A 23,221-nucleotide genomic window follows, 5' to 3' on the forward strand; every position below is an offset into this window, starting at 1 on the left:
CCTCATCGTGCGTCGTGTCGCCCCCGTCGGCACGCCCGATGCGGCCGTCAGGGGCTGCACCGGCCGGGCCCTGCGCCGGTCCGCTCACTGCGCGGGCGCGGTGCGGCACAGGCGCCGGGTGACGACCAGCTCGGTGGCGATGCCCAGAGCGGCGCGGGCCAGCAGGAACGCCGCCAGGCCCCATACGTCCCACAGCAGCGTGGCGATGATCGGGCCGCAGGCCTCCCCGACCGACAACGCGGTGTCCAGGGTTGCCGCGACCCGGCCGGCCCGCGGCCCGGCCCCGCGTGCCGCCTGGGCCAGCATGCTTCCCCACGGCGGCCGGAACGCGGCCTTCCCCGCGTCGTCGACCAGACGGCCGGCCAGCAGGCCGCCGGCCGTCGGGAACACCAGGTACAACAGGGAGGACAGCGTGTTGGCCAGCCCGCGCGCCCCGGTGAGCGGTGCCGCCCCGAAACGGTCGGCGGCCAGGCCCGCCAGCGGCCCGACGACGATCAGCACGAGCACGGACGCGGAGTAGATGGCGCCGATCTGGCCGGGGCTCAGTCCGGCGACCTCGGTGGCGATCACGGGGAAGAGGCCATGGGTCATGTGGGCGGTCACCCCGGCGAGCAGCCCCAGGGCGCACAGCAGCCGCAACCGGCGGTCGTGGAACACCCGTGACCCGGCGGGGGGCTCTGCTTTCCGCGGGGGTGCCGCGGTGGCCGCCACGACCGCCGGTTTCCGTTCGGGGCGCGGAACCCACAGCCAGATCACCACGACCGGTACGAGGGAGATGACCGCGACCAAGCCCCACAGCAACCGGAAGTCGTTTCCGCTGCCGGACAGCAGGAGCCCGCCGAGCGCCCCCGCGGACACGGCCCCCAGGTCCTTCGCACCGAAGGACAGGGAGAAGGCCCGGCCGAGCTTCCGCTCGCTGGAGTCGGCCACCACGTTGATCGACGCCGGATCGCGCGCGGCCGACGCCGCGCCCTGGACCAGGCGCACCGCGTAGAGCGAGACGGGCGTCGTGGCGGTGAACAGCAGCACCGACGCGACCAGACGGACCGTCACCGCGGTCAGATAGCCGCGCCGGGCGCCCCACCGGTCCACCGCCCGCCCCATGAAGGGTTTGACGGCCGGCTCGATCAGCGCCTTCAGCGCGACGAGCACCCCGATCTCGGCCAGGGACATGCCCAGCTGCCGGGCGTACAGCGGCATCGCGAAGGTGACCACGCCGAAGGCCAGCCGGGTGGTGAAGCCCTCCACGACCACGGCCCGTACCGGGTGGGCGCCGAGGACGCGGCCCGGGCGGTGGCCCGTCGGCGCGCTCATGCCGGCCTCCCGGCCGCGCCCGCGGTGGCGAGGGCGGCGTCGGCGATCCAGTCGGCGGCGTGGGGCACGCCCCGGTAGCCGGGGAAGGCGTTGACATCGACGATGACCGGGCCGTGCGCGCCGGCGACGACGTCGACGCCCCAGCAGACCAGCCCGCACACGCCGGCGGCACGCAGCCCCAGCCGTACCAGCCCCGGCTCCGGGGCGGGGACGGGGACACGCGGCATGTCGACGCGGCCGGGCTCGACGTGGACCCGCAGCACCGCGGCCCGGCTCCCCACGCCGTACAGCTTGTAGTCGTACCCCGGCCCGTGGACGGCTTCCTGCACCAGCCAGGGCCCGGCGCCCACCGGGCGCTCACCCGGGCGCAGCAGGCCCACTGCCCGGCCGTGCTGTCCGTGCAGCGGTTTCACGAACCGGGGCGTCCCGGCCGCACGGAGCAGTCCCGCCACCGTGTCGGCGTCGGCCGCCACGGTCGTCGCGGGAACCGGCAGCCCCGCCCGGTCGAGCAGCGCCAGCACCCGGGCCTTGTCGCTGACCCGCAGTGTGGCGGCGAGCGAGTTGAGACAGGCGCCTCCCGCGTCGGCCGCGGCCCCGGCGGCACAGAGCACCGCCGGGTCGCCGCCCTTGACGAGGAACACATCGGCCGCCGGCAGGTCCGCCGGGGTCCATGGCGCGGTGGCGTCGAAGGCCGTGCACCGCGCGCCGCGTGCGGCCAGGGCCGCGTCGAGCGGGCGCAGCAGCGGGTTGCGGCCCGCGTCCGTGCCGGCCTCGACCAGGACGCAGACCCGTGGCCGGCTCACCGCGCCACCTGCCCGTGGAGCCGTTCCCCCCGGTCGGGCAGGGCGCCCGGAGGAGGGGCCGCCGCGCTGTGAGCGGGCGCGGCCGGCGGGAACCGTACGCCGTCGTCGGTGAACACGAAGCCGTGGTAGCGGGCGGCGACCGCGGCGGCGAAAGGATCGTCGGCCGCCAGGCCGCACACACCGGTCAGTACCGCGAACACGCCCCGCTCGGTCAGCAGCCGGCGCAGTCGCCGCGCCGACGCGTCGGCCGCCGGGACCGCCTCGTCGCCGTATCCGTACAGCAGCGCGGCGGCGGTGCCCAGCGCGAAATGCGCCGGGACCCGTTGGGCGGCCTGCCGCAGCAGGGCGACCGGGCCCAGCAGCCGGTCGCCGGGGGAGAGCTTGCGGAGCGGTTCGCGGGCGACCCGGGTGACCGGGTCGGCGAGTTCGGCGTTGCCGTAGCGGGCGAGCGCGTCGGCCACCGGCCCGTGCACGTCGGCGCCGTGGTCCACGCGGCGTCCCGGCAGCAGACCCGGGTGCGCGGCGAGGATCGCGCGCCGCGCCTCCAGCAGGGCCCCGGCCACGACCGGCCGGACGAACGGGTCGCCGACCGCGGCGTCGATGGTGCGGTGCCCGCGCAGCCAGCCGAGGTACGCGGCGAGCGCGTGACCGGCGTTGAAGACGTACAGCTTCTCGTGCAGCCGGGCCCGGTACTGACCGGTGGTGCGCACACCGGGCAGCGCGGGCGGCGCCCGGTGCAGCGGGCGGCCGTCGACGACCAGTCGTCGTGCGGTGTCGCCGACGAATTCGGGCGTCCCCGGTTCGTGCCAGCTGCCGCGGCCCACCGCCCCCCAGGCCACCGCCCCGGCGACTCCGACCGGAGGGAGCAGTACCCCGCGGGCGGCGGCGGTGTCCACAAGCGCGTCGCTCACCCGGGGGGCGCACTCGCCGTTCTCCACCACCCACACGTCCACCGGACGCCCCTGGCGCCGGGCGAGTCCGGGCACCAGGTGCCGAGCGGCGCCGGCGGCGCGGGCCACACCGACGCTGAGCACGAGGAGGTCCGCGGCCGCCACGGCCTCGTCCAGCTCCGTGGTGCCCACGGCCGCGGCGGGGACGCCGTGGACCTTCTCGGGGGGCTCCCCGGTGACGCGCACCCACCAGCCGCCGGTGGACCGCACGAGACCGGCGGTGTCACGAGTGCGGCAGCCGAGCAGCACCTCGTGGCCCGCTCCCAGGAACAGGGGCACCAGGTAGCCGCACCCCAGCCTCCCGGCACCGACGATCACGACGCGCATGGCTGCTGCCCCCTACAAGTGTTCCGGACAGGTGTTCCAGCAGGTGTTCCAGCAGGTGGTCCAGGAGGAGGCCGGCCGCGTCGGGCACTCCCTTGAATCCCGGGAAGGCGTTGACGTCGACGATCACCGGGCCGCACGGTCCGTCGACGACGTCCACGCCGTAGGCGCAGAGCCCGAAGACGTCCCCCGCGGACCGGGCCAGCGCGGCCAGTCCGGCGTCCGGGCACAGCGGGCGGCCCAGTTTCTCCGAGAGCGACCGGGCGGGCCAGCGGCGGAGTGTGCCGTGGACGTGGGGCCCGACCACGAACAGCTTGCGGTCCCAGCCGTCGCCCGGCACCCGGTCCTGGACCAGCCAGGGACCCGGGCCGTCGATGGGCGGCAGCCCGGCACCGCGTTCGAGGACCGTCACCCCTTCCCCGAGGCTGCCCAGGGGTGTCTTCACCACCACGGGCCGGTCGGCGGCGAGGGCCGCCACCGCCCGTGGCTCGTGCACGATCCGCGCTGACGGCACCGGGAGGCCCGCCGCTGCGAGCCGCCGCCAGGTCTCCACCCGGTCGGCGACCACCGCCGTGGCCTCCGGCGCATTGCACCAGGCGGCTCCCGCAGGGGCACCGGCCCTCGCCGCCTCCGCCGTGGCCGGGTGGACCGAGCGCAGGACGACCAGGTCGGCACCGGCGAAGACGGCCCGGGACAGGGCCTGCGCCTCCTGCCGGGTCCGGACCCGAGCGCCCAGGGCACGCAGCCCCGCGAGCACGCCCCAGACGACGGAGCGGGGCGTCGGCTTTCTGCCGTGCACCAGGACGAGCTGCGCGCCGGCCAGGGGCGTGGTCACGGTGACACCACCTCCGTCAGCCGGGCCGCGACGAGGTCGGCGACCGCGCCGGGAGCCTCGGCGATGCCCGTGTAGTTCGGGAAGTCGTTGACATCGACCACCAGCGGCCCGTCGGGAGAGGGCAGTACGTCCACGCCGTACAGCTCCAGACCGAAGACGTCCCGGCAGGCGCGCGCCAGCTCCCCCAGCTCCCTGGTGACCGGCAGACGGACCGGCTCGTCCGCCTGCCCCGGCTTCTCCGGAGCGCGCAGCGGCGAGGGCCGCCGCACCGCCCACACCTGCTGCCCCGCCCCGTACAGCTTGACGTCGACCCCCGCCACATCGACGTACTGCTGGGCGAGCACCATGCCCTCGGGCCAGTGAAGCCGCTCCAGTTCGCGCGGGGAGTCCACCCGCACGATCCCCTGGCCGTTGTCGCCGTACGGGGGCTTCAGCAGCAGCGGCCACGCCGTGGCCGGCAGACCGGCCAGCGACTCCGGCCGGTCGGCGAGGAACGTACGCGGGGTGGGCACCCCGGCCCGGGCCAGCCGCAGCACGGCGTACGGCTTGTCCCGTACCGCCTGGACGGCCTCCCAGCGGTTGACCGTGCGCACACCGCGGAGCTCCGCCTGGAGCAGCAGCGACAGGGCGAACGCGTTCCGGGTGCGAGGCACCACGAGATCACCCGGCCGCAGAGCGGGCGGCGCCCGCCGCCTCTCCCGTATCGGCTCCGGCGCCGCGATTCCCTCCGCCCGCACCTCGGCGACCAGCCGGTCGGCCCGGGCCTGCACCGCGGGCACGTCCCGCGCCCGCAGCGCGTCGAGCAGGGCGCCGGGCATGCGCTGACCCAGATACCGGGAGTCGGTGAGGACCACCACGCGGTTCATCTGTCGTCCCTCTGCCCCGCGGCTCCCGCCACGGCGAGCTGCTCGCGGACCGCGCTGCGCAGCGAGGTGACGGTGAACGGCTTGGTCAGGAACGCGTTCGCGCCGGCGGCCAGGCACTCGGCCCGGTGCTCCGGATCGTCGTACCCGGTCAGCACCACGACCGGCAGCTCCCGGTGGTCCTCCCGCAGCACCCCCAGCAGCATCACTCCCGGCAGCCCGGGCAGACCGAGGTCCAGAACCACACAGTCGACGCCGTCCGCCACCGCGATGAACAGCCCCACCTCCCCGTCCTCCGACAGCACCACGTCGTGCCCGTCCAGTCGCAGCGCCTTCGCCACCAGGGAGGCGATATGCGGCTCGTCCTCGACGATCAGAATGCGCGACACGATGTCCTGCCGGTGAACGGGAGAGGGATGGAAGGTGTTCACCAGTCAGCCTGCGTCACTCGCGTGAGGCCGGTGTGAGAGCGGGATGAGCGTCTTCTCATGTGCCGGACGAGTGCCTTCTCAGCGCCGCCGCCGCGAGGTGCGGCGCCGGTTCACCTGCGCAGCCGCTGGTGGGCGGTCTCCGGCAGGCGCAGGTACACCAGCGAGGACAGCAGGCACAGTACGGCGACGTACCAGGGGAAGAGCCCCGGGTGGCCCAGTTCCTTGAACAGCGTGCCGACGTAGGGGGCCGTGCCACCGAAGAGGGCGACCGTGAGCGAGTAGGGGAAGCCGATGCCCGCCGCGCGGACCCGGGGCGGGAAGAGCTCGGCGTTCACGGCCGCGCTGATCGAGGTGAAGCCGGTGAGCAGGATCATGCCCGCGCACTGCACGAGCAGCAGCACCGCGAACGAGTCGCGCAGGGCGTGCAGCAGCGGGACGGTCAGCAGGGCGAAGCCCAGGCCGAAGAAGAGCAGGAGGGGACGGCGGCCGAAGCGGTCGGAGAGCAGGCCGCCGAGCGGCTGGAGCAGACCGAAGAAGGCCAGCGAGATCGTGCCCGCGAGCAGTGCGTCGGACTTGCCGATGCCGGCGTTGAGTTCGGCGTACGTCGGCAGGTAGGAGGTCCATGTGTAGTAGGCGATGGTGCCGCCCGCCGTGATGCCGCCGATGAGGAGGGACTCGCGGGGATGGCGGCGCAGCGCCTCCAGCAGCCGGGGGCGCGGGGCCTGTTGCTGCTCGGTGCTGCGGGTCTCCTGCGCGCCCTGCCGGATCCAGAAACCGACCAGGCTGAGGACGGCGCCGAGGACGAACGGTATCCGCCAGCCCCAGCCGTTCATCCGCCCGTCGCTCAGCGTGTCCACGAGCAGGGTCGCGATGCCGGACGCGACGAGCTGCCCGGCGGTCGTCGACACGTACTGGAAGCTGGAGAACAGTCCGCGACGGCCGGGTCCCGCGGACTCCACCAGGAAGGTCGTCGACGCCGCGAACTCGCCTCCCACGGACAGGCCCTGGAGCAGCCGGGCGAGGACCAGGATCACCGGGGACAGGACACCCACCGCCGCGTACGTCGGCGTCAGCCCGACCAGCAGACTGCTGCCGCCCATCAGCAGGATGGTGACCGTCAGGGCCGCCCGCCGCCCGTGCCGGTCCGCGATGGCGCCCATGACCAACCCGCCTACAGGGCGCATGAAGAAGCCCACCGCGAAGACCGCGAACGTCGACAGCAGCGGCACCAGGGAGTTGTCCGCGCTCTTCGGAAAGACCGCGGCGGCGATGTAGGTGGCCAGAAACGTGTAGGCGTACCAGTCGTACCACTCCACGGCGTTGCCCACGGAGGCGGCGAGGAGCTGGCGTACGGGCCGTTTCGTCGGGTTCTCGGGGGCGGTCGCTGCCGTGTCCATGTCCGTCACGACCATGACCCTCCCCGGCTCCTGGCCCGGCACACCTCCCGTACCGGCGACTTTCACACAAGTGTCATCAGCCGCTTCCGCGGCGTTCGGTGTGCCTGAAACACTCCTTCCGCGCAGATTCCGTCACGTTCCGGCCATCCAGCACGTCAGGATGAGAGGTCTGTCCCCCATGCCCGAAGTCAACCGGCGCCGCTTCCTCCAACTCGCGGGCGCCAGCACGGCGTTCAGCGCGCTGTCGGCCGGCATCCAGCGCGCCGCCGCGCTCCCGGCCAACCATCGCACGGGCTCCCTCCAGGACGTGGAGCACATCGTCGTCCTGATGCAGGAGAACCGTTCCTTCGACCACTACTTCGGCACGCTGAGGGGCGTCCGCGGCTTCGGTGACCCACGTCCGGTCACGCTCCAGGACGGCAAGCCGGTCTGGTACCAGCAGGACGCGAACGGCAGGGACGTCCTGCCCTTCCACCCCGACGCCGACGACCTGGGCATGGCGTTCATCCAGGACCTCCCGCACGGCTGGAACGACGGGCACGCCGCCTTCGACGGGGGCAGGTACGACAAGTGGGTGCCGTCCAAGGGCTCCACGACCATGGCGTACCTGACCCGCGAGGACATCCCGTTCCACTACGCGCTCGCCGACACCTTCACCGTCTGCGACGCCTACCACTGCTCGTTCATCGGCTCCACGGACCCCAACCGCTACTACATGTGGTCGGGTTACACGGGCAACGACGGTCAGGGGGGTGGCCCGGTCCTCGGCAACGACGAGGTCGGCTACAGCTGGACGACCTACCCCGAGCGGCTGGAGAAGGCCGGGATCTCCTGGAAGATCTACCAGGACGTCGGCGACGGACTCGACGCCAAGGGCTCCTGGGGCTGGATCGAGGACGCCTACCGCGGCAACTACGGCGACAACTCACTGCTGTACTTCAACCAGTACCGCGACGCCGCGCCCGGCGACCCGCTGTACGACAAGGCCCGCACCGGCACCGACCACACCAAGGGCGAGGGGTACTTCGACCAGCTCAGGGCGGACGTGAAGAGCGGGAGACTTCCGCAGATCTCCTGGATCGTCGCCCCCGAGGCCTTCACCGAGCACCCCAACTGGCCCGCGAACTACGGCGCCTGGTACATCGCGCAGGTCCTCGACGCGCTCACCTCGGTGCCCGAGGTGTGGGCGAGGACGGCCCTGTTCATCACCTACGACGAGAACGACGGCTTCTTCGACCACCTGATCCCCCCGTTCCCGCCCGCCTCCGACGCGCAGGGCAGGTCCACGGTCGACGTCGGCCCGGACCTGTTCAAGGGGGACAGCAAGAACGTCCCCGGTCCGTACGGGCTCGGCCAGCGCGTGCCGATGCTGGTCGTCTCGCCCTGGAGCAAGGGCGGTTACGTCTGCTCCGAGACGCTGGACCACACCTCGATCATCCGGTTCATGGAGCGCCGCTTCGGCGTGCGGGAGCCGAACATCTCGCCCTGGCGGCGCGCGATCTGCGGCGACCTCACCGCGGCCTTCGACTTCTCCCGCAAGGACACGGCACCGGTCGCCCTCCCGGACACCGACGGCTACGAGCCGCCGGACCGTGACCGGCACCCCGACTACGTGCCGACGCCGCCCGCCGACCCGGTGCTGCCGAAGCAGGAGCGCGGTCTGCGGCCCGCCCGGCCGCTGAAGTACGCGCCCTGCACGGACAGCGCGGTCGACGCGGCGGCCGGGAAGGTCACGCTCACCTTCGCCTCCGGCGCCAAGGCCGGTGCCGCCTTCCTGGTCACCTCCGGCAACCGCACCGACGGCCCCTGGACGTACACCACCGAGGCCGGCAAGAGCGTGGCGGGCACCTGGGACTCCGCGTCCGACGGGGCGTACGACCTCACCGTGCACGGTCCGAACGGCTTCGTCCGCGTCTTCAAGGGCTCGCACCAGGCCGTCGGCCCCGAGGTCACCGCCAGGCACACCGGCGACGACATCGTGCTGACCCTCACCAACAAGGGCTCCGGCACGGTCCGGCTGAGGATCGTCAACGGCTACGGCGGTCCCGCCTCCACGGTCACCGTGCGCCCCGGCGCCACGGTGAAGCGCACGGTCGACCTCGCCGCGAGCCGGCGCTGGTACGACCTGACGGTCACCTCCGAGGCCGACCCGGCGTTCCTGCGGCGGTTCGCCGGGCATGTCGAGAACGGGCGGCCGGGGGTGAGCGACCCGGCGATCATCACCGGGTAGCGGTCGTGAGGTGCCCCGGTTCGGACGGCCGGGGCACCAACGCCGGTTCGGTCGCCGCCGACCCGGGCTCCAACGCCAGGACCGCGGCCACCGGGTGGTCGTCGTGGGGTGTCGCCCGGCTCAGCAGCACCACGCCCCACGACGCCAGTGCCGCGCCCGTCAGCGCGAGCAGCACTCCCGCCGCCCCGCCCTGCAGCCGTTCGCCGAGCAGCGACAGCCCGATCACCGCGGCGGCCAGCGGATTCGCCAGCGTCACCACCGCGAGCGGGGCGCCCAGGCCGCCCCGGTAGGCCGTCTGCGACAGCAGCAGTCCGCCCGTCGCGAAGACCGCGACGAGCAGCGCCACCCCGACGACCTGGAGGCTGAGCAGCGGGCCCGAGCGGTCCGTGGCGGCGACCGTCACGGTCTGGGTGAGCGCCGAGGCGACGCCGGAGGCGATCCCGGACGCGGTCGCGTGCCGCAGACCGGGCCGGGTGCCGGGCCGCGCCAGCAGGCCGATCAGCGCCGCAGTCCCGCCCGCGACCGCCAGCGCCTCGGACACGCTGAGCACGTTCTCGGGCGCCGGACCGGACGCCGTGACCAGGAGCGCCGCCAGCCCGAGCAGCGTCAGCGCGGTGCCCCGCCACTCGGCCGCGCTCACCCGCCGCCCCGCGAGCCGCGCCCCCAGGGGCACCGCGGCGACCAGGGTGAGGGCGCCGAGCGGCTGTACCACGGTGAGCGGGCCGTACTTGAGGGCCACGACGTGCAGCAGCGCGGCGGAGGCGTTGAGCACGACCGACCACCACCACGCGCCGCTGCCGAACAGCCGCAGCACGCCCGTGCCGGAGGCGCGGGACGCCAGGCGTTCCTGGGCGACGGCAGCGGTCGCGTAGGCGACGGCGGAGACGAGGGACAGGGCGACGGCGACGAAAGAGGCGTTCATCGGACCGCCCCCACGAGCGCCTGCTCCCCGGCCGGTACGAGCCTGTCCTGTCCGCGTCCCGCCGTGGTCACCGCGCGGTGCGGCGGGCGGATCACCGCGAGCGCGAGGCCGAGCAGGGCCGCCGCCACGATCGCGTCCAGCCAGTAGTGGTTCGCCGTGCCGACGATCACCAGCAGCGTCAGCAACGGATGCAGCAGCCACAGCCGGCGCAGGCGCGAGCGGGTCGCCACGATCCGGCCGATCGCCACCATCAGCGCCCAGCCGAAGTGCAGCGACGGCATCGCCGCGAACTGGTTCGACAGATGGTCGGTCTGCGGCGGACCGTACACCGACGGCCCGTACACCCGTGCGGTGTCCACCAGGCCGGTCGCGGCCAGCATGCGCGGCGGGGCGAGCGGGAACAGCAGATGCACCACCAGCGCGGCGGCGGTGACCGCGGCCAGGACCCGGCGGGCCCAGACGTAGTGTGCCGGACGCCGCAGCCAGAGCCAGATCAGGAAGGCCGCGGTGGCCGGGAAGTGGACGGTCGCGTAGTAGGTGTTCGCGACGTGCACCAGGGTGTCGTCGTGCAGCAGCACCGACTGCACCGCGTCCTCGCCGGGCAGATGGACCGCGCGTTCCAGGTCCCATACGCGGTGCGCGTCGCGGAAGGCCTCGCCGGTGTGGCCCGTCGCCAGTTGCCGGCCGAGCTTGTAGACGAGGAAGAGCCCTGCGACGAGCAGGAGTTCACGGACGAGCGGCGGCCGCGCTATGGCGCCGTCCTCCGCTTCTGCAGGCTCGGTGCGGGCATTCATCCCCCGGCCCCTTCACTGGCGGTGGTGCGTGCGGTGATCGACGCCTGCGGTGGTACGGGCATGACTCGATCCATCGATACGATCGCGTATCGATACGCCAGTGTACCGATACGACCGCGTACCGGTACACTGGCGTATCGATTGACGTACGACACACTGGGAAGCGGGCCCTCGGCCCGTGGAAACCGACCCGGGACACCGACAAGGAGCAGATCCGATGACGTCGCAGGCCGCGGACGGACCGGAGACGGTCGCCGCCTCGCGCCGCTCCAAGCTCACGCCCGAGCGTGAGCAGGAGTTCTTCGACGCCGTCCTGGAGCAGATCCGCGAGTGCGGATACGAGGCCGTCACCATGGAGGGCGTCGCCGCCAGCACGCGCTGCAGCAAGTCCACGCTCTACCGGCAGTGGAAGACCAAGCCCCAGTTCGTGGTGGCCGCCCTGCGCTCGCGACGCCGGTCGCGTCTCGTCGGCATCGACACCGGATCGCTCGCCGGGGACCTGCGTGAGGCGGCACGCGCCGTGGGCCGGTGGTCGATGGACGACACCAAGATGCTGCAGGCGCTGGGCCACGCCGTCACCTCGGACGAGGACCTGGCGCGGGCGCTGCGCGAGGCTCTGGTCGACCCGGAGATCGAGGCGCTGCGGGAGATCCTGCGGCGCGGGGTCGAGCGCGGCGAGATCAGCGCCGGTCATCCGGCGCTGGAGTACATCCCGGCGCAGATGTTCGGCGTCGTGCGGGCCCGGCCCGTCGTGGACGGGGAGTACGCCGACCCCGACTATCTGGTCCGCTTCGTGGAGGCCGCCGTGCTGCCGACGCTCGGGCTCACCTGAGACTCAGGGCGCCGTCCAAGGGATGACTGGACGGTGACCTGTCCGCGCCGCACCGTGGGGACGGGGGCGGCGCGCCCCCGGCCGGGTGGGGTTCCTCTTGAGCGGAGGGGCGCCCCGCCCGGCCGGCTCATGCCGGGGGCGGATCAGACGTCCGTCCCGTTGCCGCCGCCCGTCGACACCTTGATGCCCTTGGTGATCTCGTCGATGACGCTCTGCTTCTCCCCGACGTCGACGCCGAAGCGGACCACGACGATCACTTGCGGGTTCGCGGGCGCGGGGAAGGCGAGCGACTCGACGTAACCGTCGGCACCCTTGCTCGTGACCGCCTTCCAGCGGACCAGATAGCCCTTCTGCCCGGCGACGGTCACCGCCTTGGAGGCCAGTACATCGTGCGAGGTGATCGAGCCGTAGCTCTTGCCGCCGTAGGACTCCTTCGCGTTCGCGGAGATGTCCGCCTTCGCGACCTCCTCGGCGCTGCTGCCCTTGGTGCCGAGCAGCAGCGCGGGCGCCGAGTACGCGCCGCCCTTGGTGCACGTCGCCGAGGTGTCGCCGGGGCACTTGTACGAGTCGTCCGACGACACCTGCGCGCCGGCCCGGATCTCCTGGCCGTACCAGCCGTCCGGGATCGGAATGCTGATGCCGCTGACCGCGTCGGTCACCGACCCGCTGTCGATCTTCGGCGCCTCGGACTGCTCCGGGGAGGGCGACGCGCCGCCCGAGCCGCCGCCCGGGCCGCCGAAGGGGCCGCCCTGGCCGCCGGATCCGCCCTGCCCGCCCGGCCCGCCCGGACCACCGGGGCCCTGCTGGGAGCCGGCGGTGCTGCCCGAGCCGCCGTCGCCGGACAGCGCGTACACGCCGACACCGATGCTCGCGAGGACCGCGGCGGCCACCGCCACGGCTATGCCGATCCGCAGCCCGCGCCGGCCGGCCGGAGGCGGGGCCGGGTACACCGGATATGCCGGATACGGCGGCTGCGCCCCCGACGCCGCCGGCAGCACCGGGGGACCCCATGCGGCGGCCGGCCCCGCGGGGCGAATCCGGTCCGTCCACGCCTTGCCGTCCCACCAGCGCTCGGTGGGGGGACCGTCACTTGTCTGCCCGGGGTCGGGGTACCACCCGGGGGGAGTCACCTGCGTCATGAGCCCACCGTATGAGGTCTCGGTGAAAGCCGTATGAGAGGAACCGGACCGGATCAGGCCACTCCGGTCACCCGCGCACGAGCTCATCAGCGAAACGACGAGCACCAGCGCCGGCACCGGAACTGCGGTCCCGGAGAACCGTCCACCCCCTCATGTCTTTTGACGCTGCGTAAGGCACAGGACGGCTGGTGGCGGGTCCGGCGCGTCGCCTCCCCTTTACCCGGTGTCACCCATCACGGCAACGGCTGCCCCGACCGTCCTCCGCTCAGCCGATCCGAGGACTACGCTCAAGGTCTGTACGTCGTTCGGGCGACTTGGGGAGGTAGCGGGATGACGGAGGTACGGCCCACGGCCGAGGCCTCGGCTTCCCTGTGGGAGCGCGACGAGGAGGTCGCCGCCCTCGTGAAGGCGGTCGACACCCTGTGCGCTGACCGCTCGTCGTCCGGCACCCTGCTGGTCGTCCGCGGCGAGGCAGGGCTCGGGAAAACCGCCCTGCTGGCCGAAACCCGTCGCATCGCCGAACAGCGCGGCTGCGTGGTCTGGTCGGCGCGCGGTGGAGAGACCCTCCGGTCCGTCCCCTTCAACGTCGTACGGCAACTGCTGCAGCCCGCCCTCGTGTCGATGCTGCCGGAGGAGGCCCGGGAGTACCTCGGCGACTGGTACGACATCGCCGGACCCGCCCTCGGCATCGCGGAACCCGGAGAGCGGCACGCCGACCCGCAGGGCGTGTGCGACGGCCTGGTCGCCGCCGTACGCCGGCTCGCCCGGCGGGAGTGGCCGCTGGTGCTGCTCATCGACGACGCCCACTGGGCCGACCAGGAGACCCTGCGCTGGCTCGCCGCGTTCGCCGAACGCCTCGACGACCTGTCCGTGCTGGTCGTCGTCGCCCGCAGGCCCGGCGACGTCACGCCCGCCGGCGCCCGCCACCTCGACGCGGTCGCCGCCGCCGCGGGCCGCCCTGTCGCCACGCTGAGCGCCCTCACCCCGGACGGGACCGCCGGACTCACCCGCGCCACACTGGGCGAGCACGCCGACGCCCCGTTCTGCCGCGAGGTGTGGGCGGTCACCGCCGGCAATCCCTACGACACCGTCGAGCTCCTCGCCAAGGTGCGCGACAGCGGGCTGGAGCCGGTCGAGGCCCGGGCCGGCGAGCTGCGCGCCCTGAACCGCTCGGCCCGCGGCGGCGGCCTCGTCGACCGCCTGGAGGAACTCGGCATAGACGCCACCCGGTTCGCCTGGGCCGCCGCCATCCTCGGCACCGGCATCACCGTCGACCTGGTGGCCCGGCTCCTCACCATGAGCCGCGACGACGCCCTCCGCTGCGCCGCGCTGCTGCGCACCGCCCGCATCCTCACCAGCCCCGACCCCGCCACCGGTCAAGTGGCCGACGGCGACCTGGAGTTCGTCCACCCGCTGATCGCCACCGCCGTCTACAACTCCATCCCGGACGCCCTGCGCCGGGCCATGCACGGCATCGCCGCCCAGGTCGTCACCGACTCCGGCCGCGGCGTCGCCGCCGCCTCCCGCCACCTCCTCGAAGTCCACCCGGACGACGACGAGGAACTCGTCGAGCAGCTGCGCGAGGCCGCCCGCGAACACCTCGCCGTCGGCGCCCCCGAAGCCGCCCGCCGCTGCCTGGAACGCGCCCTGGAGGAACCGCCCCGGCCCGACGTCCACGCGCGCGTGCTCTACGAACTCGGCTGCGCCACCCTCCTGACCGAGCCCGTCAGGACCATCGGCCACCTGCGGACCGCGCTCGGCATGTCCGGGCTCGACGGTGAAGACCGGGTGGACGCCGTCGTCCGCCTGTCCCAGGCGCTGGTCCACAACGATCAGCTGGAGGAGGCCGTCCGCACGGTCGAGGCGGAGGCGGCCCGGCTCGAACCCGGGCCGGCCCGGATGCGGCTGGAGGCCGTGCACATCATGTGGGAGGGCATCCACGCCGGCGAGAGCATCGCACCGGGACGCTCCGAGCGCCTGGCCGACCTCGCCCGGAGCTGCACCGGACGGGACAACTCCGAACGCGCGCTGCTCATCCTGCGCGGCTTCGACGCCCTGATGCACGGCGAGAACGCCGAGGAGGTCGTCGAGCTGTGCGACCGTGTCCTCGTCAACGGCCGCCTGGCTCCCGGGTTCGGCTGGACCGGCTCCGAGTGGGGCATCGAACTGCTGCTGATGCTGGCCAACGCGTACGCCTTCACCGACCGCCTCGACCGCGCCGAGAGCCTCTACAACGAGGCGGTGCGCGTCTATGAGGGCGCCGGCTGGCACGGCGGACATCTCGCCCTCGCACACGCCTACGTGGGTGTCGGGCACCGCAGGCGCGGACGCCTGAGGGAAGCGGAGACCTCCCTGCGCGAGGCGTTGCCGCTCGCCGAACGCGTCGGCCGCGGACTGCCCCTGTACTGGACGGTGACCTGCAACCTCGTCGACACGCTGCTCGCCCGCGGCCACGTCGACGAGGCCTGGGAGGTCGCCGAGCGGTACGGCTTCGCCCCGCCCTACCCGTCGACCATAGTGCTGCCGGACCCACGGGCGGTACGCGGCCGTCTGCTGCTCGCCGTCGGCCGCACCAAGGACGGCATCAACGAACTGGAGGCGGCCGAGAAGGCCGCCGACGCGCGCGGCCACCACAACCCGGTGCTCGTGCCCTGGGCCACCGACCTCGCCCGCGCCCTCGCCACCGAGGACCCGGACCGCGCCGCCCGGCTCGCGGTCGACGTCCGCCGCCAGGCCGAGCGCTTCGGTACGGACACCGCCATCGGCGAGGCCCTGCGCTGCGCCGCCGCCCTGGAGACCGGCCAGCGCGCGGTCCGCCTCGCCGGACAGGCGGTCGCCTACCTGGAGGCCTCGCCCTGCCAGTACGAGCACGCGGCGGCCCGCGTCGAGTACGGCATCGCCTCGCGCTCGATCTCCGAGCTGGGCCGGGGCCTGGCGCTGGCCCGTTCCTGCGGCGCGGACGGGCTGGTGAAGCGGGCGCGCGGCGCGCTGGAGGAGCTCAGACGCTGAGCAGCTGGTCGGTCACGGCCGCCAGCCGCTTCAGTACGTCAGGGTCGTACGCCGCCTCGTGCGCCCGCGCCGGACGGGTGCCGTCGAAGTAGCGGCCCGTGCCCAGGTCGCGGGTGGCCAGCGCGAGCACGCCGGGTGCGCCGTCGGCCACCGTGTTCCAGGGCGTGATACCGCCGTCGCGGACCATCGCGGTGTCCATGTAGGTGGCCGGATGCAGCACGTTCACCGCGACACCGCTGCCCCTCAGCTCCTCGGCGAGGCTGAACGTGTGGGCGGCGAGAGCGAACTTGCTGCGGCAGTACGCCGAGCGGCCGCTGTAGCGGCGGGTGAGCTCCGGGTCGTCGAAGTCCAGGGGCTCCTGACCGGCCGAGCCGACGTTCACGATCCGCGCGGGCGAGTTGGCGCGCAGCACCGGCAGCAGGGCGCGCGTCAGCGCGACCGGCGCCAGATAGTTGACCGCCAGCCGCAGCTCGTGCCCGTCGGCGCTCAGCTCACGCCCGGAGCCGGGCGGGCCGCTGCCGACGCCCGCGTTGTTGATCAGCACGTCCAGCTCGGGGTGCGCGTCGGCGACCTGCGCGGCCAGCTCCCGTACCCGTGCCGGCGAGGCGAGGTCGGCGACGAATCCCTCGGCGTCACCCTCGGTGCGCAGCTCGTCCACGAGCCGTCGGGTACGGTCCTCGTCGCGGCCGTGGGCGAGGACGACGTGGCCGGCGCGGACCAGCTCGAAGGCGACGTACCGGCCGAGCCCCGAGGTGGCACCGGTGATCAGAATCGTGGACATGCCCCCACCGTAGGCACGCGGTGCGGGCGGGTGCGAGACATGGCTGAGGCTACGACCAGCAGGATCACCCGGCTAGGACCCGGCGCCCTCCTCCTCCGCCAGCACGCGCTGGGCCGTCGCGAACGCCGAGTTCGCCGCCGGAACCCCGCAGTACACGGCCGTCTGCAGCAGCACCGCGCCGATCTCCTCCGGGGTGAGCCCGTTGCGTCGCGCCGCCCGCACGTGCATGGCCAGCTCCTCGTAGTGCCCGTGCGCCACCAGTGCCGTGAGGGTGATCATGCTGCGCTCGCGGCGGGTGAGCGTGGGGTCGGTCCAGATCTCGCCCCAGGCGTAGCGCGAGATGAAGTCCTGGAAGCGGGCGGTGAACGGGGTCTGCCGCGCCTGCGCCCGGTCCACGTGGGCGTCCCCCAGCACCTGACGCCGCACCTCCATACCGCGCCGGGCCCCTGCGCCGAAGTGCGCACGCAGCGCCGTCAGCACCGCCTCGGGACGCTCCGCCGGCGCCAGATGGGAAGCGCCCGGGATCTCCACGAGCGCGGCGCCGGGCACCGCGTCGGCGATCTCCCGCAGATGCGCAGGCGGGGTCGCGGGGTCCGCACGGCCGGCCACCAGCAGGGTGGGCACGGATATCTCCGCCAGCCGGTCGCGCAGGTCGAACGCGGCCAGCGCGTCACAGCAGGCGGCGTACGCCTCCGGGTCGGCGTCCCGGTGGTCCTGCACCAGCTCCGGCACGGTGAAACCGGGAGTGAACCACCGGGCATCGGCGGTCTCCGCGAGCCAGGCCATGCCCTCGCGGCGCACCCGCTCGGCCCGCTCCTCCCACGGCCGCGCGCCGTTGAAGTGGGCCGACGAGCAGATGACGGCCAGGGACGAGACCCGCTCCGGGTGGTGCAGCGCGAGATGCAGCCCCACCGCACCACCCAGCGACACGCCCGCGTACGCGAACCGCTCCGCGCCGAGCGAGTCGGCGAGCCTCAGCACCAGGTCGGCGAGGTCACCGATGGTGGCGCCGGGCCCGATCGGGCCGGCCGGGGAGCCGCCGTGCCCGGGCAGGTCCCAGCGGATCACCCGGTGACCGATGGACAACTCGGGCGCCACCTTGTCCCACAGGGCGTACGACGTCCCCAGGGACGGTCCGAGCAGCAGCGGGGGAGCGGTGGCGGAGCCCTCAGCACGGTAGTTCAGTGTCAACGTCGCTCCAGAGCACGGTCGGTGAGGGTTGCGGCGGAGCCGGTGTAACGGGCGGGGTCGGTGAGCTCGTCGAGGTCGACGTCCTTCAACTCGGGTACCTCGGCGAGGAGTTCACCCAGGGCACGGCCCTCGGTGTACGTACGCCTGGCCAGCTCGGTGAGCAGGGCCTTGGCGCGGGCACGGCCGAGCACCGGTGCCAGCTCGGCGGACAGCCGCTCGGAGACGATCAGCCCATGGGTGAGATCGAGGTGCGCGCGCATCGCGTCCGGGTGCACCCGCAGCCCCTCGGCCAGTTCGGCGGCGTCCCGTGCGGCACCGCCGACCAGCCGCAGCAGTTCCCGCAGCGGCTCCCACTCGGCGTGCCAGGCCCCGGCCGGCCGCTCGTCCTCCGCCGCCAGCGAGCCGTACAGCGTGGCCGCGAGCTGCGGCGCGCGCCGGGCCGCCGCCGCGATCAGCGTGGACCGCACGGGGTTGGCCTTGTGCGGCATGGCCGACGAGCCGCCGCCGCTGCCCTCCGTGACTTCGGCGACCTCGGTACGGGACAGGGAGAGCACGTCCGCGGCGATCTTCCCCAGCGCCCCGGCGGTGAAGGCCAGGCACCCGGCGAGGTCGGCGATGGGGGTGCGCAGGGTGTGCCAGGGCACCAGCGGCTCCCGGAGACCGAGTTCACGGGCATACGCGCCCGGCAGCCCGGTCGGCTCCGGCGCGCCGTACGTCCCGAAGGCGGCCAACGTCCCGGCCGCCCCGCCCAGTTGGGCGGGCAGACCGTCCCGTACGGCGGTGATCCGGTCCCGTGCGTCGAGCACCAGCGACCGCCACCCTGCCACCTTCAGCCCGAACGTCGTCGGTACGGCGTGCTGGGTGAGCGTCCGCCCGGGCATCGCGGTGTCGCGGTGCCCGGCGGCCAGCCGGGCCAGGGCCCGCTCCGTACGGGCGAGGTCGGCGAGGACCGGGTGCAGGGTGCGTACGGCGACCAGCATCGTCGCCGTGTCCAGGATGTCCTGACTGGTGGCGCCCCGGTGGACGTACGGGCCGTACTCCTCGCCGACCGCCTTCGTCAGGTCCGCGACCAGCGGGATGACCGGGTTTCCGCCGCTCCGGGCGCGCTCGGCGAGGGACGCCACGTCGAACCGGCCGGTGCCGGCCGCCGCGGTCACCGCCGTCGCCGCTTCGGCGGGGGCGAGGCCCAGCGCGGCCTGGGCACGGGTGAGCGCGGCCTCCGCGTCGAGCAGCGCCCGCAGATAGGCGGTGTCGCCGGTCGCCGCGGCGGCCGGGGAGCCTGCCCACCCGGGGGCGAGCAGGCCGGCTTCGGTGTCGGCCGGGGGCACCTCCCGCCCGAAGGGTGGGGAAGTCACCGGAACTCCAGGAAGACCGTCTCGCCTTCGCCCTGAAGGCGGATGTCGAAACGGTACGTGCCGTCGCCCTGGTCCACGGCGATCAGCGTGTCACGGCGCTCCGGCTCCAGTTGCGAGAGCAGCGGATCGGCGGCGAGGGCAGCCTTGTCACCGGGCAGGTAGACCCGGGTGAACAGGTGGACGAGCAGTCCGCGCGCGAAGACGCACACACTGAGGTACGGGGCGTTCTGCCCGCGCGCGCCGGGCCGCAGGGTGCGCGCGGTCCAGTGGCCGTTCGCATCGGTCTGGATGCGGCCCCACCCGGTGAACTCCACACCGTTGCGGCCGAGGAAGCCGCCGCTCGCGGGGTCGCGCCGCATCGAGCCGTCGACCTGCGGCAGGTTGCCGTCCGGGTCCGGACCCCACAGCTCCACGAGCGCGTCCGGCAGCGGCTTGCCCTCGCCGTCGTACACATACCCCTGCAGGGCGATCGCGTCCGGGTGGCCGACCGGGGCGATGTCGCCGCCGCCGGGGAACGGCAGGGCGTGGCCGTAGAAGGGGCCTACCGTGTGCGACGGGGTGGGCAGCACGGTCTCCGGACGACTGGTGTCGATCTTCGTCATGGCAGGTCAGCGCCCTTCTTCCATCCAGGTGGCGTGCGGTCCGTCGAGCACGATGTCCCAGTGGTAGCCCATCGAGAACTCCGGCACCGACAGGCTGTGGTCGTACGTGGCGACCAGTCGCTGCCGGGCCGCGTCGTCCGTCACCGACTGGATGATCGGGTCGTACGGGAACAGCGGGTCGCTCGGGAAGTACATCTGCGTCACCAGGCGCTGCGTGAACGCCGTACCGAAGAGCGAGAAGTGGATGTGGGCGGGCCGCCAGGCGTTGACGTGCTGGCGCCACGGGTACGGCCCGGGCTGGATGGTGGTGAAGTGGTAGTGGCCGTCGTCGTCGGTCAGGGTGCGGCCGACGCCCGTGAAGTTCGGGTCCAGCGGGGCGTCGTGCTGCTCGCGCTGGTGGGCGTAGCGGCCGGCCGAGTTGGCCTGCCAGATCTCGATCAGCTGGCCGCGGACGGGACGGCCGTCGCTGTCCAGGAGACGGCCGGAGACGGTGATGCGCTCGCCGATCGGCTCGCCGTTGTGCTGCCGTGTGAGGTCGTTGTCGATCTCGGTGATGTCCCGCTCGCCGAAGGCGGGGGAGGAGAGCTCCACCAGCTCCGGGTCCTTGGTGACGTCGATGGTGATCGGCGGCTGCTTGGGGTGCCGCAGCACCGAGGAGCGGTAGGGGGCGTAGTCGCGGCGCGGGTGGTGCTCGACGGGGGCTCCGTCGGCGAGGCGCTTCTCGTACGCGGCGTGCTCGGCCGCGATCTCCTGGTCGATGTCGTGCTGAGTGAGAGTCATGGGGTTCCTCGGGGGTTCCTATCGTTCGAGGACGAGGGCGAGGCCCTGGCCCACGCCGATGCAGAGGGTGGCGACGCCGACCCCGCTGCCCTTGCGGGCGAGCTGGTGGGCGACCGTGCCGGCCAGGCGGGCACCGGAGGCGCCGAGGGGGTGGCCGAGGGCGATCGCACCGCCCTGCGGGTTGAGGATCGCCGGGTCGAACTCGGGCCATTCGGCGACACAGCCCAGCACCTGGGCGGCGAAGGCCTCGTTCAGCTCCAGCACGGACAGGTCGGCGAAGGTCTTCCCGGCTTTGGTGAGGGCCCGGCCCACGGCCTCGACGGGGGCGAGACCGAAGTAGTGCGGGTCGAGTGCGTGGACGCCGGTCGCGGAGATACGCGCCAGCGGTTCGCGGCCGGTGGCCTTCAGGCCCTTCTCGTCGACGAGGAGCAGGGCCGCGGCGCCGTCGTTGAGGGGGGAGGCGTTGCCCGCGGTGACCGTTCCCCCGGAGGGACGGAAGGACGGCTTGAGCCTGGCCATCGCCTCCAGGGACGCGTCCGGCCGTACGCACTCGTCGGCGCCGAACAGCACCGGGTCACCCTTGCGCTGCGGGATCGGCACCGGCGCGAGCTCCGCGTCGAAGAGCCCCTCGGCCTGCGCCTTGGCCGCCTTCCGGTGGGAGGTGAGGGCGAACTCGTCCTGCTGCTCCCGGCTGATCTTGTGCTTCTCGGCGATCAGTTCCGCGCTCTCGCCGAGCGGGACGGTCCACTGCGGCTCCATCCGCGGATTGACCATGCGCCAGCCCAGGGTGGTCGAGTACAGCTCGGTGTGCCCGGCCGGGAACGGCCTGTCGGACTTGGGCAGGACGTAGGGGGCGCGGGTCATCGACTCCACCCCGCCGGCCACGGCGATGGAGGCGTCACCGACGGCGATGGCGCGGGCGGCCTGGACGACCGCCTCCAGGCCCGACGCGCACAGCCGGTTCACGGTCACGCCCGGCACGGACGTGGGCAGGCCCGCCAGCAGTGCGGCCATGCGGCCGACGTTGCGGTTCTCCTCACCGGCGCCGTTGGCGTTGCCGAAGTAGACGTCCTCGATCCGGGACGGGTCCAACTCGGGTGTGCGGGCCAGGAGTTCACGGATGGCGTGGGCGCCCAGGTCGTCGGGGCGCACGCTCGCCAGCCCGCCGTTGTAGCGGCCGATCGGTGTGCGGACGGCGTCGACGAGGTACACGGGGTTCACAGCAGGTCCTCCGCGACGGTCAGCTTGGCGTCGGTCCTGGCGAGGACGTCGTCGACGCTCACGCCGGGGGCGACCTCGGTCAACACCAGGCCCTCCGGTGTCACGTCGATCACGCCGAGGTCGGTGATGACCCGGTTCACACACGCCTTGCCCGTGAGCGGCAGCGCGCACTCGGCGAGGATCTTCGGCGAGCCGTCCTTGGCGGTGTGGGTCATCACGACGATGACCGTGCGGGCCCCGTGGACCAGGTCCATCGCCCCGCCGATACCGGTGATCATCTTGCCCGGGACGGCCCAGTTGGCCAGGTCGCCCTTCTCGGAGACCTGCATGGCGCCGAGCACGGCGACGTCGATGTGTCCGCCCCGGATCATCGAGAAGGACAGCGCCGAGTCGAAGAAGGACGCGCCCGGCAGCACGGTCACCGTCTCCTTGCCCGCGTTGATCAGGTCGGGGTCGACCTGGTCCTCGGTGGGGTAGGGGCCGGTGCCGAGGATGCCGTTCTCCGATTCGAGGATGACCTCGACGCCCGGCGGGAGGTGGTTGGGGATCAGGGTCGGCAGTCCGATACCGAGGTTCACGTACTGGCCGTCCCGAAGCTCGCGCGCGGCCCGCGCGGCCATCTCCTCGCGCGTCCACGCCATCAGCTGCTCACCGTCCGCTGCTCGATCTTCTTGTCCGCCGCCTGCTCCGGGGTCAGCGCGACGACCCGCTGCACGAAGATCCCCGGCAGATGTACCGCGTCCGGGTCGATCTCGCCCGGCTCGACCAGTTCCTCGACCTCGGCGATCGTGACCCGTCCGGCCGTCGCCGCCAGCGGGTTGAAGTTCCGGGAGGACTTGTTGAAGACGAGATTCCCGTGCCGGTCGCCCCTCGCCGCCCGCACCAGGGCGAAGTCGGTGCGGATACCGCGCTCCAGCACGTACTCCACCCCGTCGAACTCCCGCACCTCCTTCGGCGGCGAGGCCAGCGCGACCCCGCCCGCACCGTCGTAGCGCCAGGGCAGTCCGCCCTCGGCGACCTGGGTTCCGACCCCGGCCGGGGTGTAGAAGGCGGGGATGCCGGCGCCGCCGGCCCGCAGCCGCTCCGCGAGCGTGCCCTGCGGAATCAGCTCCACCTCCAGCTCGCCGGCCAGGTACTGCCGGGCGAACTCCTTGTTCGCGCCGATGTAGGAGCCGGTCACCCGGGCGATCCGCCCCGCGGCCAGCAGCACCGCAAGGCCGGACTCCATCGCCCCGCAGTTGTTGGAGACGACCGACAGCCCGGTCACGCCGCGCTCGTACAGGGCCTCGATGAGCACGTTGGGTACGCCGCTCAGCCCGAATCCGCCCACCGCCAGCGACGCGCCGTCCGGCACGTCGGCCACCGCCTCCCGGGCCGTGGCGACCACCTTGTCCATCCGTGAAGCCCCATCTCTTCCGAGCGCCCCGACCCTCGTTTAGTCAGGGCAC

21 protein-coding genes are annotated in these 23,221 nt (G+C 73.4%); 3 read left to right on the forward strand and 18 right to left on the reverse strand.

Annotated elements, in window-relative coordinates:
* Positions 1-84 precede the first annotated feature (84 nt).
* The 7 genes from NW895_RS26700 to NW895_RS26730 all read right to left on the reverse strand — a co-directional run bounded on the left by NW895_RS26700 (position 85) and on the right by NW895_RS26730 (position 6,932).
* On the reverse strand, positions 85-1,314 hold the full coding sequence (locus tag NW895_RS26700) for an MFS transporter (RefSeq protein ID WP_289938627.1): 1,230 nt from the start codon (positions 1,312-1,314) through the stop codon (positions 85-87).
* Positions 1,311-2,117 carry a hypothetical protein gene (locus tag NW895_RS26705; RefSeq protein ID WP_289938629.1) on the reverse strand — a complete coding sequence of 269 codons (807 nt, stop codon included), beginning with the start codon at positions 2,115-2,117 and terminating at the stop codon, positions 1,311-1,313. Before NW895_RS26705 ends, NW895_RS26700 begins: the two co-directional genes overlap by 4 nt.
* Positions 2,114-3,394 carry a hypothetical protein gene (locus tag NW895_RS26710; protein WP_289938631.1) on the reverse strand — a complete coding sequence of 427 codons (1,281 nt, stop codon included), beginning with the start codon at positions 3,392-3,394 and terminating at the stop codon, positions 2,114-2,116. The genes NW895_RS26705 and NW895_RS26710 overlap by 4 nt, the downstream gene beginning before the upstream one ends.
* Entirely contained in the window at positions 3,291-4,226 is a 936-nt protein-coding gene (locus tag NW895_RS26715; protein ID WP_289938633.1) for a hypothetical protein, read from the reverse strand. Before NW895_RS26715 ends, NW895_RS26710 begins: the two co-directional genes overlap by 104 nt.
* Positions 4,223-5,092, reverse strand: a complete 870-nt coding sequence (locus NW895_RS26720; RefSeq protein ID WP_289938635.1) for a hypothetical protein — start codon at positions 5,090-5,092, stop codon at positions 4,223-4,225. Before NW895_RS26720 ends, NW895_RS26715 begins: the two co-directional genes overlap by 4 nt.
* Entirely contained in the window at positions 5,089-5,478 is a 390-nt protein-coding gene (locus tag NW895_RS26725; RefSeq protein WP_289938636.1) for a response regulator, read from the reverse strand. Before NW895_RS26725 ends, NW895_RS26720 begins: the two co-directional genes overlap by 4 nt.
* A gap of 152 nt (positions 5,479-5,630) precedes the next feature.
* Complete coding sequence (locus NW895_RS26730) at positions 5,631-6,932, reverse strand: MFS transporter (protein WP_289938638.1); 1,302 nt, start codon at positions 6,930-6,932, stop codon at positions 5,631-5,633.
* A gap of 163 nt (positions 6,933-7,095) precedes the next feature.
* Here NW895_RS26730 and NW895_RS26735 point away from each other — a divergent pair, with 163 nt between their 5' ends.
* A complete protein-coding gene (locus NW895_RS26735; RefSeq protein WP_289938641.1) occupies positions 7,096-9,147 on the forward strand; it encodes a phosphocholine-specific phospholipase C in 2,052 nt (683 codons plus the stop codon).
* Here NW895_RS26735 and NW895_RS26740 read toward each other — a convergent pair.
* Both NW895_RS26740 and NW895_RS26745 read right to left on the reverse strand, forming a co-directional pair.
* Entirely contained in the window at positions 9,137-10,069 is a 933-nt protein-coding gene (locus NW895_RS26740) for a hypothetical protein (protein ID WP_289938643.1), read from the reverse strand. The genes NW895_RS26735 and NW895_RS26740 overlap by 11 nt on opposite strands.
* A complete protein-coding gene (locus NW895_RS26745; RefSeq protein ID WP_289938644.1) occupies positions 10,066-10,863 on the reverse strand; it encodes a phosphatase PAP2 family protein in 798 nt (265 codons plus the stop codon). The genes NW895_RS26740 and NW895_RS26745 overlap by 4 nt, the downstream gene beginning before the upstream one ends.
* A gap of 217 nt (positions 10,864-11,080) precedes the next feature.
* On the opposite strand from NW895_RS26745, the gene NW895_RS26750 reads away from it, so the two are divergent.
* Positions 11,081-11,695: a TetR/AcrR family transcriptional regulator gene (locus NW895_RS26750; protein ID WP_289938645.1), complete on the forward strand. Its 615-nt coding sequence runs from the start codon at positions 11,081-11,083 to the stop codon at positions 11,693-11,695.
* Between the two features lie 143 nt (positions 11,696-11,838).
* On the opposite strand, the gene NW895_RS26755 is transcribed toward NW895_RS26750, so the two are convergent.
* Entirely contained in the window at positions 11,839-12,834 is a 996-nt protein-coding gene (locus NW895_RS26755; protein WP_289938648.1) for a DUF2510 domain-containing protein, read from the reverse strand.
* A 330-nt stretch (positions 12,835-13,164) separates the two neighbouring features.
* On the opposite strand from NW895_RS26755, the gene NW895_RS26760 reads away from it, so the two are divergent.
* Entirely contained in the window at positions 13,165-15,843 is a 2,679-nt protein-coding gene (locus tag NW895_RS26760; protein ID WP_289938650.1) for an AAA family ATPase, read from the forward strand.
* Here the strand turns inward: NW895_RS26760 and NW895_RS26765 are convergent.
* From NW895_RS26765 to NW895_RS26800, 8 genes are all read right to left on the reverse strand, one after another.
* The gene (locus NW895_RS26765; protein WP_289938651.1) at positions 15,833-16,624 is read right to left on the reverse strand and encodes an SDR family NAD(P)-dependent oxidoreductase; all 792 of its coding nucleotides are present in this window, start codon (positions 16,622-16,624) and stop codon (positions 15,833-15,835) included. The genes NW895_RS26760 and NW895_RS26765 overlap by 11 nt on opposite strands.
* A 72-nt stretch (positions 16,625-16,696) precedes the next feature.
* A complete protein-coding gene (pcaD, locus tag NW895_RS26770) occupies positions 16,697-17,815 on the reverse strand; it encodes a 3-oxoadipate enol-lactonase (protein WP_289938653.1) in 1,119 nt (372 codons plus the stop codon).
* Entirely contained in the window at positions 17,812-19,143 is a 1,332-nt protein-coding gene (pcaB, locus tag NW895_RS26775) for a 3-carboxy-cis,cis-muconate cycloisomerase (RefSeq protein WP_289938746.1), read from the reverse strand. The genes pcaD and pcaB overlap by 4 nt, the downstream gene beginning before the upstream one ends.
* Positions 19,144-19,166: 23 nt before the next feature.
* Entirely contained in the window at positions 19,167-19,772 is a 606-nt protein-coding gene (gene pcaG, locus NW895_RS26780) for a protocatechuate 3,4-dioxygenase subunit alpha (RefSeq protein WP_289938654.1), read from the reverse strand.
* 6 nt (positions 19,773-19,778) lie between these two features.
* Positions 19,779-20,552: a protocatechuate 3,4-dioxygenase subunit beta gene (pcaH, locus tag NW895_RS26785; protein WP_289938655.1), complete on the reverse strand. Its 774-nt coding sequence runs from the start codon at positions 20,550-20,552 to the stop codon at positions 19,779-19,781.
* Positions 20,553-20,570: 18 nt separating this feature from the next.
* A complete protein-coding gene (locus tag NW895_RS26790) occupies positions 20,571-21,773 on the reverse strand; it encodes a thiolase family protein (RefSeq protein WP_289938656.1) in 1,203 nt (400 codons plus the stop codon).
* Positions 21,770-22,414: a CoA transferase subunit B gene (locus NW895_RS26795; protein ID WP_289938657.1), complete on the reverse strand. Its 645-nt coding sequence runs from the start codon at positions 22,412-22,414 to the stop codon at positions 21,770-21,772. The genes NW895_RS26790 and NW895_RS26795 overlap by 4 nt, the downstream gene beginning before the upstream one ends.
* On the reverse strand, positions 22,414-23,169 hold the full coding sequence (locus NW895_RS26800; protein ID WP_289938659.1) for a CoA transferase subunit A: 756 nt from the start codon (positions 23,167-23,169) through the stop codon (positions 22,414-22,416). Before NW895_RS26800 ends, NW895_RS26795 begins: the two co-directional genes overlap by 1 nt.
* Positions 23,170-23,221: the final 52 nt, after the last annotated feature.

The organism is Streptomyces sp. S.PNR 29 (assembly GCF_030386795.1).
Taxonomy (GTDB): Bacteria; Actinomycetota; Actinomycetes; order Streptomycetales; family Streptomycetaceae; genus Streptomyces.